Below are 15,198 nucleotides of genomic sequence, written 5' to 3'. Positions count from 1 at the left end.
ATTTATGAGGTTGTCCGCAAATGACTTACAACCCGTTATCTAATCAACCAGGTAATTCCAACTTATGGCAGCCCAATCGGACTTTGAGTAAACGTGTAGAAACTGGCGTCAAAGTCCTGTTCGCCTTGTTTGCTTTGATCTCGGTTGTAACCACAATTGGCATTGTCTTAACACTGATTTTTGAGACTGTTGAATTTTTTCAAGAAGTTTCGATCTGGCAGTTTTTAACAGACACACAATGGACACCGCTGTTTACTAATAAGCAGTTCGGAATCATGGTGCTAATTAGCGCCACATTGCTCATATCTGTAATTGCGATCGCAGTAGCTCTACCACTGGGATTGTTAGCTGCCATCTGCTTAAGTGAGTATGCTCCAGCTAAACTTCGCAAATGGCTAAAGCCAGCCCTAGAAGTATTGGCAGGGGTACCCACTGTTGTGTTTGGTTACTTTGCATTGTTCACAGTTACACCCTTTCTTCAAACATTCATCCCAGGGATGCAGGGATTCAATGCTTTGAGTGCAGGTATAGTATTGGGAATTTCGATTATCCCTCTGGTAGCTTCTTTGAGTGAAGACGCTCTTTATTCAGTTCCGCGTAGTTTGCGGGAAGGTGCGTATGCATTGGGATCAACTAAGCGGGAAACAATTCTTTCAGTAGTTTTACCAGCGGCTTTATCTGGGATAGTAGCTTCTTTTATCTTGGCTATTTCCCGCGCTATTGGTGAAACAATGATTGTTACTATCGCGGCTGGTCAAAATCCTCAATTGGGCTTAAATCCGCTAGTGCCTATTCAGACAATGACAGCATACATTGTCCAAGTAAGTAAAGGAGACACACCAGCAGGCTCACTGGCCTATAAAACTATTTTTGCGGTAGGTATGACTTTATTTCTCATAACCTTAGCCCTAAATATTTTTAGTTACTGGTTTGTTCGTCGCTTCCGGGAGAAATACGAATGACAAAGGGCAATATTCAATCTACAAATCTGTCTGACTCTGGGGCAAATCCGAACTTTAACCTATCGATCAATAAACGCTACAACCTTGACAAAGTTTTTGCGATCGCTACTTGGGTTGCAACTTTATTTGCGTTGTTGATATTAGCTATTTTGCTCATTGATGTCTTAACTGACGGTGTTGGACGCTTGAATTGGTCTTTTCTTACCAGTTTTTCCTCGCGTCGTGCCTCTTCTTCTGGAGTATTAGCTCCCTTAGTTGGTACTATTTGGCTCTTAGTAATAACGGCTTTAATTTCATTTCCTTTAGGAGTAGGCGCAGGAATTTTCTTAGAAGAGTATGCCCAGGACAACTGGTTTACTCGGTTAATTGAAATCAATATTGCAAATTTAGCCGCAGTGCCATCAATTATTTATGGCTTGCTGGGCTTACAAATTTTTGTGCGGGTAATGGAACCAATAACTAAGGGACGCACAGTGCTAGCTGGTGCTTTAACTTTAAGTTTATTGATTCTACCAATTATCATCATTACTACTCGTGAAGCGCTACGTGCGGTTCCCGATAGTTTGCGACAAGCAGGTTTTGCCCTTGGTGCTAACAGGTGGCAAATCATCCGAGAACAAATTTTCCCCATTGCTTTACCGGGTATACTTACCGGTACTATTCTGGCACTTTCACGAGCGATCGGTGAGACGGCTCCATTGATTGTAATTGGGGCTGTTGGGTTTATTACTTTCTTGCCTCAGCTTTCTCCACAAGGTTTGCAAAGTTCTTTTACAGCACTGCCAATTCAAATTTTTGACTGGGTTTCTCGCCCTCAAGTAGAGTTTCACCAGAATGCTGCTGCTGGTATTGTTGTTTTGATGATTGTGCTGCTGTTAATGAATTCAACAGCAATATTTTTACGCAATAAATTCCAGCAGTCACGCTAAATAAATCGACCTCATTTAAATGTAGATTTTCAGGATTTACCTGAAATTTTTGTATGGTATCAAGCTCAAAAACCGCTACTTCCGAGAATATTTTACAAGCTGAACAATTATCTGTTTTCTATGGTAATTTCAAAGCAGTTCGTGATGTTAACCTAAACATTGGCAAAAATAAAATTACTGCTCTTATTGGTCCTTCTGGATGCGGTAAAAGCACTGTACTAAGATGTTTTAACCGTTTAAATGACTTGATTCCTGGTGCACGGATTGAAGGAAGAATTACCTTTGGTGAAACCGATATTTATGACAAAAGAATTGACACAGTAGAATTACGCCGTCGGGTTGGTATGGTTTTTCAAAAGCCTAACCCCTTTCCAAAGTCAATTTATGAAAATATCGCCTTTGGAGCACGGATTAATGGTTATCGCGGTGATATGGATGAATTGGTAGAGCGGAGTTTACGGCAAGCTGCTTTATGGGATGAAGTTAAGCACAAACTCAAACAAAGTGGTTTATCTATATCTGGTGGTCAACAGCAACGCTTGTGCATTGCTCGTGCGCTCGCAATTCAACCAGAGGTTTTGCTAATGGATGAACCCTGCTCTGCTCTTGACCCAATTTCAACTTTGCGGGTTGAAGAATTACTCCAAGAACTGAAGTCCCAATATACCATTATTATCGTTACCCATAATATGCAACAAGCCGCACGGGTGTCTGATATGACAGCCTTTTTCAATGCACAGGCGACAGAAACGGGCAGCAAAATGGGATATCTGGTCGAATACAACTTTACAGAGAATATTTTTAACAATCCTCAACAGGAAGATACCCGAGATTACGTCAGTGGCAAATTTGGGTAAAGAAATATTTCACATTGTTGATGTTAGAACAATGAGGGATACTCGAAAATAAAAGCTGTGCGATATTCCTCTAGTTTTTTATTTCTTTGCCAAGGTTGGCGATCGCTTGATCAATTATGACTGTTACTTAGTCAAGAAAAGCAATAATTAAGCTGTTAACATAAGACTTGCGTCAGCTGGTTACGGAAAGACAACATACCCACTCCAAAATAGACCGACTAACGTAGTATTAGCATTAGAGCGACTTGCTATTTGCTATTTATTATCTACTTGTAGATATTGTAATAACTAAATAAGTGGCGTGAATAATTAAAGGCTTGTAGTAAGCGGCTCTAGCCGCTTACTACAAGCCAATTTATATAATTAATTTTACATTATGTAACATGGTTGAATTTATTCTTGCCCACTTACTTACATAGCAGGCATTGGATAATTGAAATAGTTATTTATCTAACTGGTTATTTTACCAAGCCGAGACTTACTTGTTGTAATAGTATAATTTGCTAAAACTTTACCTAATTTAACAAGGGAATTTTGCCCTAAGTCTTTTTAATTCAGATACCGTTTCAGTTCACGCTCTATTCACTATTGCGTTTTAGAGCTTTTTCTAAGCGGGCGGCGGGAATCGAACCCGCATTAATAGCTTGGAAGGCTATAGTTTTACCACTAAACTACGCCCGCAGTTTTCCAACTTTATAAAGTTAACACAGATTTTGCAAAAATTCAAGTCAAGTATTTAGTTGGAATTGGCAGCTTGGATTGTGATCCGTACAAAAAGATTGCTCAAATCTGGTTTTGTGCCATCGTTGTTGTGAGCAGCAACAAAGTTTTCTGTTTTGAAAACCTCGTTGAGAACTCGCTCATATGTGATTTTTTCACTTTGCTGTATTGCTGGTTCTATTTCTATAACTAGAGCCTGTTGAAAGTTGCCATTGTGATCAATTACTAAGCTAGCAAGGATCTGTGCAGGCTTAACTTCGGAATCGCTTGGTAGAAAACTTGAATCCAACTGTTTTGTGGTGCTTCCGCTGTATCTAGCGATAACATCAGGTAAAGCATCTTGTCGAAATCCTCTTGTTTCTATCAAGTTACTCATTTCATCTCTAGGTAAAGGATCTACTATTACTAGCGATGCTCCCTCTGTCGGAGTTGGTGGAGTTTCTCTAGTTCGAGTTGGTGAAGTTTCTCTAGTCGGGGTTGGTGGAGTTTCCTTAGTCGGAGTTGCTGGAGTTTCCCTAGTGGGAGTTGGCGGAGTATCCTTAGTCGGGGTTGGCGGAGTTCCCTTAGTCGGAGTTGCTGGAGTTTCCCTAGTCGGAGTTGCTGGAGTTTCTCTGTTTTCAGGTTCCGAAACAGGTGGATTTGATGGAATGCCTGTTGGTAGTAGCGTTCCCTTTCCCAGTTTGATTTCTTGACGGCGGTTCCAAGGTAGATTACCGATTGGAACTGTAGGTGTCGGTGTTGGTATCAGTGTAGATTTCGGTATTGGGGTCGATGTAAATGTAGGTGTCGGTGTCGGTGTGGCTGTAGGTGTAAATGTCGGTGTCGGCGTTGGCGTAGGAACTCTCCATTGGCTAAAGGGTTGCTTATGAGGTTGAGAGGCGTAAGTTCGGCTCTTTTGCTGGAGATTATCAGCAGAATTTACTGCGCCAAAATCTTGATTTCTGGGCATGGTTCGTGCTGTTTGTGGTGAACGCGCTGGTACAGACTTTTGATTTGCGGATGCTGGCTTTGGCGAAACTGTTTTAGCTGTTGTTTTTGTTTTGGGAGCAATGTCTATTAATTCAATGGGAACAGCAGATTGACTTTGCTGAGGAAACCACAGACTAAATGCATTAGATGAGCGCATCAGCCAGAACACCAGCAAGTGCAGAGAGACTGAACCTATCACGACAGAAATCCACAAAGATGGTGGATCGGTGTGTCGCCTCCAGACCTTCGCTGGAATTGGAGTTTTGTCTGCAACTGATGGTGTCATATTATAGAAACTGGATATGATTAGGCACTCTTACTCATTGGTAATGCTTTAAAATACCAGTCTAAATTTTAGCGATTAACAATTAGCTCTGGTTTAACAGCGAAGGTCAAAACTGTTTCATCTACTCCTTTAAGTTCTAACGGACTACCTTTAGTAATTTCTTCTTCTTGCAAATAATCTGCCACAGCCGCAGAAACCAGGATAGTACCGGGAACAGCCGCAGCTTGCAACCTTGCAGCAATATTCACACTTGGACCAATGGCAGTATAATCGGCACGTTCAGCGCTACCAAACATCCCCACAACAGCAGTACCTTGGTGGATACCGCACCGGAACTGTACGCTAGTAAGTTTGTCACCGTCGAATACACCTTGGTCTCGCCAGCGCTGGTTCAAGTCAGCTAGTGAGCGGTGCATTGCTCTTGCTGTGTTGATCGCACGACGTACCTGTTCATTAGGGGTTAGTTCTTCCGGCGCTCCGTATAAAGCTAAGATAGCATCTCCCATAAATTTATCTACAGTGCCGCCATTGCCAAATACAACCTTGGTCATGGCTTCTAAATATTCATTTAGTAACTCTGCTACTCGCCGGGATCTGAGAGTATTTGCTAGCTGCGTAAAACCCACAATGTCACTAAATAAAACTGTAATTAAGCGTGGTTCTGGGCGCAAATCTAACGTTAAATCTCCAGTTGCGGCTTTTTGTACCAATACAGCCGGTAAAAAGCGTTTTAACACCGATTCTGTTAGATAAGTATTTAATTCCACGATTCGTCGTTCATTTTCCTTCAATGCTAAAAGATTTCGAACTTCCGCCAAAAGCTCCCGATCATTGAATGGTTTTGCTAAATAAGCATCCGCGCCATGTTCTGTACCTTCGATGCGGGTTTCCTCGTCTACTTTTGCTGTCAACAGAATGATTGGTATTCCTTTCAACTTCTCCTCATTGCGGATCATCTGAATCATCTCAAGTCCGCTCACCAAGGGCATCATTAAATCAGTCACAATCAAGCTGGGTATAATTTCCTTAGCTATACCGTGCCCTTCATAACCGTTACGAGCTGTGCGTACATGATAGCCGTTGCGGCGGAAAATATCAGATACATAGGTTCGCAAATCCGGGTTGTCATCTACAACTAAAATTGAGTGCTGAGTCTTAAGTGCTGAGTCTTGAGTATCAACATTGGGGGAGAAATTTAGTGTAATATCTTCAATATTGTCTGTTGTTGCCTCTAACAGTTCTAAATCAGCCAATTCTACACTAGCTCGGCTTGTATTCAGTTCAGTACGCGTTTCTAGTACTTGTTGTGCGGGTAAATGAGCATTTCCACTAACAAGCCATAAACTAAAGGTAGTACCTTCTCCGTAAACTGATTCCACTGTGACTTGACCACCATGTAGTTCTACCAATTCTTTAACTAAAGCTAAACCCAAACCACTGCCTTCATAGGAGCGGTTTGCTGAACCTTCAGCTTGGCGGAAGCGCTCAAATAGGTGGGGAATTTGTTCTTTAATAATGCCAATTCCAGTATCTTGTACTTGTAATATGCAACGATCATGTTCAGATTTTAGTCTGACACTGATTGTGCCACCTTCGGGAGTGAACTTCATGGCATTTGACAGGAGGTTGTAAACCACCTTGTCAAATTTTTCCATATCCAAGTACACCGTAGAACATTCATCTAACTGGGTGGCGAGATGCAGGCCTTTTTTCTCACAGTAGGGACGAAAAGATTCAACAATTTGGCTGACAAATTCGACTAGATCGCAAGGGCGGAAACTAGGCTGCATTCTCCCCGCATCCAGGCGTTGTAAATCCAAAAGTTGATTTACTAGTCGCAGCAGGCGGCGAGAGTTACGCAGGGCGATCGCACTTTGGGAGTAAGATAATCCTTCACCAGACGCCACCGCCGACTCTAAAGGCCCTTGAATCAAGGTGATGGGTGTGCGAAACTCATGGGAGATATTTTGGAAAAATTCAGTTTTTTGTTTGTCTAATTCCAGTAAGCGTTCAGCTTGTTGGCGGGTTTTTTGATACAGATGTGACTGCTGCACAGCGATCGCTGCTTGAGATGCTACTGCTTTAGCCAAATCGATATCAGATGACAGCCATCGGCGTACTTTTTTACCCTCGTGTAAAGTAATACTACCGATACATTTCCCATCAGCCAATAATGGCACAAACATTAGCGATCGTGCTGGCATTTTTAAAGGCAAATCAAAACCCTGCACATCTGAGGGAGAATGGCTCACATTACCAATTACCACAGGTTCATGTGTCTGTAGCATTTGTTGCAGGATTGGATTCTCCTGTATAGATGATTGAGAATAAGGTAATCTCTGAGTTGATAGGTGATTATTACTACTAAGATTATTATCTAGAACTGGCAACTGCGGCGAGATGTGCCTACGCAAATTTTCCGAATGTTGAAAACTTTCATACAAGCCCACACACTCGACAAACTCATCTTCCTCTGTCCACAAAGACAGGACGCAGCCATCGACTTGTAAAGCTTGTCCCAATTGCTGGGTGATAGCGGCAAAAATATCTTGGGGGTCTAAGCTAGAGCGAATCGCGCTAGTAATTGTATTAATTAAGCTCTCTCGCTTGGCAAGGGCACGTACTTGTTCGTAAGCATAAGCTTGAGACAAAGCTAAAGCTGCCTGATCCGCCACCATCAACACTAACTGCACCTCATCATCCCCCCAGAAGCGAGGCAAAGAACACTGATGTAGTGCTAGCACTGCCATCAGTTCTTGTTGGCAGATCAATGGCACAACTAAACTAGAGCAAATGTTAGCGGCAATAAAAGCTGCCTCACGTTGGCGGAGTTCGGGAGTATTACCGTGAATACGCTCATCATCAGTTACATCGTGAATCACCTGGACTTCGCGGGTTTCCCACACAGTCTGAGCCAAAAGAGGCAGAGGGGCAGAGGTTGAGAAGGACGCAGCAGAAGAATTATTTGCCTGCACCTCTGCTTGTGTGTGCTCCCCTGCCTCTTCAGAAAGAGCCTTCTGATAAATGAATCCTTTATCCGCTAACTGCTCATCTTGGAAGGGACGCAACAGGCAAACATCCACCTCCAACATATGACCCACCGTATCTACAATCGCCTGCAAAATTTGGCGATAGTCTAAAGCACTGCGAATCGTATTTGTAACGGTATTCAGCAGCGATTCTTGTCGGAGTGTGCGAGTAAGTTCGCGGGTGCGGGCTTTGAGGATATTGTGAGTATCCAAAGCTTGGCGTACCACTGCTTTGAGTTCCTCAGCTTCCCACGGTTTGGTGACATATTTAAATACCTTACCAGCGTTAATTGCTTCCACCAGGTCTTCGACATCGGTGTAGCCAGTTAAAATAATCCGGATAATATCTGGATATTGAGTTGCTGTCAGGCTCAAAAATTCTGTACCGCTCATCATCGGCATCCGCTGATCGGAGATGATCACTGCGACCTCCCCCTCTTGAGCCAGCAGATCGAGTGCCGCAGGGCCAGAGTTTGCCCTTAGCACCTTATAGTCGCGATAGAAAGTGCGGTAAAGCAAGTCAAGGTTGTCTGGTTCATCATCGACAACCAAAATTTTAGGCTTACTGTTTGCTTGGGATTTCATGCACCGCTTTCCTGCTGCAACGGCAGTCGGATAAAGAATAATCTGATCAGGTAAGTATTTTTCTGAGTCAGGTAAGAGCAGAGCATTTCGACCAATAAGGCTGTTTGGCTACATGACTGCTGAGTGTAGGAGCGTTTACTCACAGTAATTCGTCTCAATGGCGTATGCCGATTACTGTTTGCTTTGGTGCAGTGTAATTGCTTTCATAGTCAGTTTTAGTGTTATGGAGTCGATGCTTGCTTGCAAAATCTTGCTTCACCTCCTGTGAGCAACGCCTGATACTACATACAGCACTCATAGCTAGCTGAAAAATCCAGATGAAGCTGCATATTAAGTTTTCCCTCCGCAGCAGTTGTACTAACACTTGCAGGTAAATTTTATTTATGGTAGTCATGGTAGAGTCAGAAAAACTAAAACAATAAGATTTAAAGCCAAAGTATACTATTAGACAAATGCCTCTTTCTAATTTAGCAATCAGAACTATCATTAAGACAAGTGGTAGTGGTTAAGAAGTTAGGGATAATCTTGCAGATTCTTCCCCACTAACTGTACAGCCCGTTCTTATGACTTAGTATCAAAGTCCCGTTAGTGTAGCGGCAATTGCATAAAAAAATTCAGTACTGCAACCAAAGTTTGTCGGTAGTGTACTTAATTAACAATTTTTTAGGTAATGCCTACGGGCAGGTTATGCTATTTGTCTACCCATTTACATAAACCTGTACGAATTTACAGATACTTTTGTGGTAAACAGACTGATATTCTTCCTACCTAAAGTAAAATATGCACCTGAACCTACTGAACTTAAGATTGTAGATGTATGAAGCTGTAACTTCTAAGACTCTTTCAAACTTACAGACTGTAAAGTCCCAAACTAAATTGTAAAACTTTGTATGATCCACAAGCAAAAGTGAATTAGCAATCTTAGTTAGCTTAGTTCAAGCTCCTGGGTAGATATATAGTTTTTCTTCAGTTTAAATGGTGTTTGAGGATATTTGAAAAAATTTTCGTTGAATAAAATCAATACTAAACTAGCCTTGAAATATCGGTTTTTTCATCCATACCAGCAACAGCCAATCGATCCAGCGTGCTGTCAATTTCAAATTCGTACAGCTACACCTGCTGATTTGATAGGTGTTTCCCAAATTATTGCTGAAAGCTTTCACTCCCAACAGGGTATGTGGGGATGGGCTTTTCCATTACTACGTCTGGGTATTTACGAAGACTTAAGGCATCGCATGGCATCACCCCCGCCGCGTCATATGTGTTTAGTCGCCTTTGAAGCGACTACTGGTGCGGCTAATAATTTAGTGGGAAGTGTGGAACTGGGTGTACGTTACAGTGATTCGTGGAGCCAGGTTGGCACGGGTTTTCCTTACTTATCCAATTTAGCAGTTCACCCACAATACCGGAGACATGGTGTGGCTTCAGGCTTACTGGCTAGCTGTGAAAAAGTTTCTCGTGAGTGGGGATTTCAAGACTTATATCTCCACGTTTTGGAAAATAACCATCAAGCAAGGCAACTTTATTTTAAGCTGGGATATCGGGTGCATAAAGTCGAATCTAATTGGAATACATTTTTCATAAGGCGCTCAAGCCAAATGTTATTGCACAAGCATCTGAGGGCTGATTCCATTATTTAAATTTTATTTTGGCAATTATAAATTTTGATATTGTGAGTACTTTGGAAAAAATCAATCACCAATATCGACAATCAAAGCACAAACTTACCTAATTAAAAACTCAGTCAGCCAAGATTAGCTAAATATCTAGATGTATATAGCTTCAGATAATTATTTTAATGATATTTGATGTGAAGATTTTACGGTTATTACTCTTCTTCATATTAATAAAATATAAGTTTTTAAGATTTACTTATAATGATTAAATATTAAATTTTGTCTTTTTTTATTGGTCATGAAATAACAAATATTTTAAAGTTTTTTATATAGATAAATAAATTAATTATAATGAAAATAGCTGTACAATTACCTTTAGGGAATTAGCAATAGCTCATAATAACTTTGTAATTAAGTTATTCATCTTTATAAAAACTTTAAGAAAACCCTCTCCGAATTTAAAGACAAATCGAGTTATATCTCATAAAATATGATCACTAAATTATTAAACAATGCCTATTTGTTACTATTTTAGTCAAATTGATGAAAAGACTCTTGATAATATAAAGAATTCAACAACCTAATTTTACATAACAGCTAGTTCCGTTTTGAAGTGCATACTACTACCAAATTCGTTGAAAGTTTAAAAAACATGGATAGCGAACAGCATCGGCGCTATCAGACATCTATGGTATCAACTTATTACCCTGAAACTAGTTTCCTTGACTCTCTTGTCATGCCAGATGGAACTGAGCAGTCGCAAGGCTCGGATATCCTTACACGTTTACACAGTGGAGAAGTTTTCATTGTCAATAGTCGTAGACGAAATGGATTAATCCTCTTTAAACGCTACCATGCAGAGTTTGCTGGGCCTGGGGCTGCTGTGGGTGGGGATTACGATTGTGATTGCCAAAGGGCACTGCCTATAGGTAATCTGTCTTTATTAACTCCCGAATCTAATGAAGAACGCCAGAAGGCTTACTTGATTAGGCGACAGTGGATTCGATTGATCAAACAAATTACAGAAAACCCTGTAGCTGGGCAGCGCGTCCAAAAGATTCTCGATCAATTTGAACAATACTTTCCGCCAGAAATAGTCGCTCTTTTGCCGGATGTTGCCTTTGCTCTTTTAGTAGGTGTGCTGCCACAAACAGTGGGAATAGTACGCCGTTTGGGCAGTGAGGTGGACAACCGATTTAATTATTGAGTGAATTACTAAAATTCCAAATTTGCCAAAGCAGCTTGTACTCGATTAACGGTGCGGGTGTTTTCCTCTATTGTTCCTACAGTGATTCGCAATCCTCCGCTAATGTGTCGCACAAGAGTGCCGAGTGTCCTAAGTTTCTGGTGGAAAGTTTTTAACGCAACATCTTGTGAATTAAAGCCATGTGCTTTAAAACGCAGGTAAATAAAGTTAGCAGCGCTTGCGGTAATTTGTAGTTCTGGTTGCTGGGATAAAATTTCGATGAGTTTAGCTCGTTCACTTAGGGTTTGGGGAATTGACTCGAGCAAGAGTGTGCGGTTTTGTAAAGCAACTAATGCTGCTGCTATAGAAAAGCTGGGGAGATTGTAAGGTAAGCGAACTTTTTCTAAAATGGCGATCGCTTCGGGATGAGCGACACAATAACCAACACGGAGAGATGCCAATCGGAAGGCTTTAGAAAAAGTGCGTAATATAACCCAATTGGGGCACTGTGCTAATTCACCTACTAAGGTAGTTTGACTGAATTCAAAGTAAGCTTCATCAATTACTACCAAAATATGCTCACTCAGACTTTTTAACCATGCCAACTCTGCCGCAGTTAAACTATTGGCAGTCGGCGAATTGGGATGCACTACGAAAACTACGCGAATGGGGGGATTTTGAGTTTGTTCGATGGCAGACTGTGCGGCTTCTAAGTCAATTTCAAAATTTGTTTCATTTCTACCCACCGCCACTACAGGAATACCCAAAGTTTGTGCCAAAATTCCGTACATAGAGAAAGTGGGATTGGCAACTAGAATTGAACCTTCTCCTCCTAAACAGGTAGCGATTAATAAAGAACGAATTAGTTCATCTGAACCATTGCCCACAGAGATATTGGCGGCAGTATTGGATATTGAAAGACCGGCTGATTCATTGACGTATTCGGCGATCGCATCCTTAAGTGTTTCATGTCCGCCATCGGGATAACGATTTGTTTCAATTACTTGCTGATACGTCCAGACCAGCTTCTCTTTTAACTCAGGTGGTAAATCATAGGGGCTTTCATTTGTATCTAGCCGATCAAATTGCGCGGGGACAGCTCCGGCTGTATCGCTGCTGGGGTGAGGTTTGTACGCGGTAAATTGGGCTAAATCTGACCGGATAAAGGGAAGCATAATTTTAGTAATTAGTCATTGGTCATTGGTCATTAGTCATTAGTAACTAAAGAAAGGACAAATGACTAAGGACAATTAGTGATGTGAGAGTCTAATATTTTACAGCTTCAAGGTAATTGGCAAAAGAGGCGAATTGCTTGCCAAATTTCTTCCATAACATTACCTAAGGCGTGGTCACTGTCGAGTTCGATTAACTTCACCCAAGGACGCGAACGCCCAAAGTTACGACTGGCTTCGATGGGAATGACTTCATCCCTTTTTCCATGCAAAATCAGGGTGGGGATAGGACGTTGCAAAAACTCCTCTTGGTATTGGGCAGCATCTGTAACGAAATCGTAACTTAAGGGAAGCTTTCGCTCCTCCCCATAGTGGTAGACCATGATATATTTTTCTTGCTGCCAACGCTGTACTTCTTCATCGCCTAGCTTGGGTAACCAATGGGATAAAAACTCAAAAGCTGGTGCTAGCAGCACGAGACGTTGTACTTGTAAATATTGCTGTCCCAAGTGGGCAGTGGTCAAGCCGCCTAAACTTGAGCCAATGAGCGTTACTGGCGTAGAATTATTACTGAATTCTGCGGCAACTTGAGTTATCTGACGAGTGATTGTCAACTGCGAAAAATCGCCAGCATTTAGATCGGGAATTTTTAGCTTTGTATGAATTTGGGCAAAGCGATCGCCTATATCCCTCGCTTTAGCAGAATTAGGACTGGAAGCGAAGCCGTGCAAGTAAATATACTGGGTGAGCATTAAAGTTTTCCCGTTAGGGTCGTCCTTAGTCATTTGTCAATTGTGATTTCAAAGGACAAATGACAAATGACCGAGTTATCGCATTGTGACAAATTCTTCGGCTGCGGAGGGATGGATACCAACGGTGGCGTCAAAATCTTTTTTAGTTGCACCCATCTTCACAGCGATCGCTATACCTTGAATTATCTCAGCGGCATTTTCACCTACCATGTGAGCGCCTAGCACTTTGTCAGTGTTGCTATCAACCACCAACTTCATCATTATCTTCTCTTGCTTACCAGTCAAACTGTGGTACATGGGGCGAAAGCGAGTGCGAAAGATTTTTACGGCATCACCGAGTTTTTCCCGTGCTTCGGCTTCTGTCCAGCCTACTGTCGCGGCTTCTGGGGTAGAAAATATGGCTGTGGGAACAGTTTCGTGACTGAATTCGCGGCGGTTATTGCCGAATTCGCTATCAGCAAAGGCGCGACCTTCGCCAATAGCTACGGGAGTTAAATTGATTCGGTCTGTGACATCGCCAACAGCAAAGATATTTGCTTGACTAGTTTGACTATATTTATTGACTGCGATCGCACTTGTGGTATCGTATCCAGGACCTTCGATAGAACTAGCGACAACATCAATCCCAGCGTTTTCTAAACCAAGTCCATCTACATTGGGAGTTCGACCAGTCGCCACTAAAAACACATCGGCAATTACTGGTTCTTGGTCTTCCCCTGATAAAGTCAGTTTAAATCCTTCCGGCACGCATTCAACTGTTTTTACCACATTATTCTTAATCAATCGAATTCCGTGGTTCGTCATCCCTTCTTCAATTTCTGTAGTGATGTCCTCATCAAACCCCTTCAAAATCTTTTCACCTCTGGTAATTTGTGTGACATCAGAACCCAAACCACGCATGATACAGGCAAATTCTGTGCCAATATAACCAGCGCCAAGAATGATGATGTGTTTTGGTTGTTCTTTTAGATGAAAGATTTCGTTAGAGGTAATGCCATATTCCATCCCTGGTAAATCTGGTTTGATGGGACGCCCGCCAACAGCAATTAAAATTTTGTCTGCTGTAACTTTGCGTCCATCAACTTCTACTGTATGGGAGTCTAGCAATGTGGCACGGCTAGGAATTAATTCAACTCCGGCTTTTTCTAAAAAGCTGATATGTAGTTGGGACAGTCGCCGAACTTCCTTATCTATAGATGTAATGAAATGTTCCCAGTCCAACTCGGCATTACCTACTTTCCAGCCATAGCCTGAAGCTTCACTGAAGAGTGCGGGAAAGTGAGAAGCATAAACCATAAGTTTTTTGGGAACGCAACCACGAATCACACAAGTACCACCAACTAAATCATCTTCAGCGATCGCCACTTTTGCTCCATAGCTAGCCGCCCGTTTGGAAGCCGCCAAACCTCCAGAACCCGCACCAATTACAAACAGGTCGTAATCAAAAGTCATAGATTTATATATCTCTTTAGCAACAAGTTAGTTCTTGGGAGCTTACACAGAAAATGTGATTGCACTATATAAGGATATCTGGTGAACTCTGTGTAAGTCCTGTCCTTGATTTAATCTAGCGCTAGCAGATGTTCTCTAGTCGTAGGGAATATCACTTTTTGCTGTGGTTGCTGTAAAGGCAGTAACTACAATTCATTTGTCATGGTTCTGCATATGGTATCGGGCATAAGTCTGTGCTACTGCGATGGAGCAGCTAAGTCCTCAGGACTTACGCAAAATTATGACAAAACGAACCGCGTTCGGCATTCGCAGAATATCTTGTACCCTCATTAGCAGTTTTATGTGCTTGGAGAGTCAGTCGGGGTTACGGGTGTTGTCTCAGTCGGGGTTACGGGTGTTGTCTCAGTCGGGGTTACGGGTGTTGTCTCAGTCGGGGTTACGGGTGTTGTCTCAGTTGGGGTTACGGGTGTTGTCTCAGTTGGGGTTACGGGTGTTGTCTCAGTTGGGGTTACGGGTGTTGTCTCAGTTGGGGTTACGGGTGTTGTCTCAGTTGGGGTTACGGGTGTTGTCTCAGTTGGGGTTACGGGTGTTGTCTCAGTTGGGGTTACGGGTGTTGTCTCAGTTGGGGTTACGGGTGTTGTCTCAGTTGGGGTTACGGGTGTTGTCTCAGTTGGGGTTACGGG

Annotated in this window: 11 protein-coding genes and 1 tRNA gene; 6 read left to right on the top strand and 6 right to left on the bottom strand. The window is 42.2% G+C overall.

Features of this window, described 5'->3' with window-relative positions; translation table 11 throughout:
* Positions 1-20 precede the first annotated feature (20 nt).
* Genes pstC through pstB form a run of 3 tightly spaced genes read left to right on the top strand, consistent with a single transcriptional unit; the run spans position 21 to position 2,748 of the window.
* Positions 21-962: a phosphate ABC transporter permease subunit PstC gene (gene pstC, locus F8R90_RS17770; protein WP_196511817.1), complete on the top strand. Its 942-nt coding sequence runs from the start codon at positions 21-23 to the stop codon at positions 960-962.
* A complete protein-coding gene (gene pstA / locus F8R90_RS17765; protein WP_196511816.1) occupies positions 959-1,891 on the top strand; it encodes a phosphate ABC transporter permease PstA in 933 nt (310 codons plus the stop codon). Before pstC ends, pstA begins: the two co-directional genes overlap by 4 nt.
* A 53-nt stretch (positions 1,892-1,944) precedes the next feature.
* A complete protein-coding gene (pstB, locus tag F8R90_RS17760; RefSeq protein ID WP_190892501.1) occupies positions 1,945-2,748 on the top strand; it encodes a phosphate ABC transporter ATP-binding protein PstB in 804 nt (267 codons plus the stop codon).
* A gap of 610 nt (positions 2,749-3,358) precedes the next feature.
* On the opposite strand, the gene F8R90_RS17755 is transcribed toward pstB, so the two are convergent.
* The 3 genes from F8R90_RS17755 to F8R90_RS17745 all read right to left on the bottom strand — a co-directional run bounded on the left by F8R90_RS17755 (position 3,359) and on the right by F8R90_RS17745 (position 8,337).
* Positions 3,359-3,429 (bottom strand) — tRNA-Gly (locus F8R90_RS17755).
* A 55-nt stretch (positions 3,430-3,484) separates the two neighbouring features.
* A complete protein-coding gene (locus tag F8R90_RS17750; protein WP_196511815.1) occupies positions 3,485-4,723 on the bottom strand; it encodes a hypothetical protein in 1,239 nt (412 codons plus the stop codon).
* Positions 4,724-4,791: 68 nt separating this feature from the next.
* Positions 4,792-8,337: a response regulator gene (locus tag F8R90_RS17745; RefSeq protein WP_196511814.1), complete on the bottom strand. Its 3,546-nt coding sequence runs from the start codon at positions 8,335-8,337 to the stop codon at positions 4,792-4,794.
* 1,007 nt (positions 8,338-9,344) lie between these two features.
* Here F8R90_RS17745 and F8R90_RS17740 point away from each other — a divergent pair.
* Both F8R90_RS17740 and F8R90_RS17735 read left to right on the top strand, forming a co-directional pair.
* On the top strand, positions 9,345-9,977 hold the full coding sequence (locus F8R90_RS17740; protein ID WP_230966393.1) for a GNAT family N-acetyltransferase: 633 nt from the start codon (positions 9,345-9,347) through the stop codon (positions 9,975-9,977).
* A 628-nt stretch (positions 9,978-10,605) separates the two neighbouring features.
* The gene (locus tag F8R90_RS17735) at positions 10,606-11,160 is read left to right on the top strand and encodes a hypothetical protein (protein ID WP_196511812.1); all 555 of its coding nucleotides are present in this window, start codon (positions 10,606-10,608) and stop codon (positions 11,158-11,160) included.
* An 8-nt stretch (positions 11,161-11,168) separates the two neighbouring features.
* Here F8R90_RS17735 and F8R90_RS17730 read toward each other — a convergent pair whose 3' ends face one another.
* The 3 genes from F8R90_RS17730 to gor all read right to left on the bottom strand — a co-directional run bounded on the left by F8R90_RS17730 (position 11,169) and on the right by gor (position 14,515).
* Positions 11,169-12,314 (bottom strand): histidinol-phosphate transaminase, encoded by a 1,146-nt coding sequence (locus F8R90_RS17730; RefSeq protein ID WP_196511811.1) that lies wholly within the window; start codon positions 12,312-12,314, stop codon positions 11,169-11,171.
* Between the two features lie 107 nt (positions 12,315-12,421).
* Complete coding sequence (locus tag F8R90_RS17725) at positions 12,422-13,063, bottom strand: YqiA/YcfP family alpha/beta fold hydrolase (RefSeq protein WP_196511827.1); 642 nt, start codon at positions 13,061-13,063, stop codon at positions 12,422-12,424.
* A 75-nt stretch (positions 13,064-13,138) separates the two neighbouring features.
* Positions 13,139-14,515, bottom strand: coding sequence for a glutathione-disulfide reductase (gene gor / locus F8R90_RS17720; RefSeq protein ID WP_196511810.1), 1,377 nt, complete (start codon positions 14,513-14,515; stop codon positions 13,139-13,141).
* A 280-nt stretch (positions 14,516-14,795) separates the two neighbouring features.
* Between gor and F8R90_RS17715 the strand changes: the two genes are divergently transcribed.
* On the top strand, positions 14,796-15,198 hold a 403-nt coding region (locus F8R90_RS17715), incomplete at its 3' end, for a hypothetical protein (protein WP_196511809.1).

Origin of the sequence: Nostoc sp. NZL (genome assembly GCF_015714705.1) — a bacterium.
GTDB classification, from domain to species: domain Bacteria; phylum Cyanobacteriota; class Cyanobacteriia; order Cyanobacteriales; family Nostocaceae; genus Nostoc; species Nostoc foliaceum_A.
Note: the sequence above shows the minus strand (reverse complement) of the source record. Positions and strands in the feature narration are given on the sequence as shown.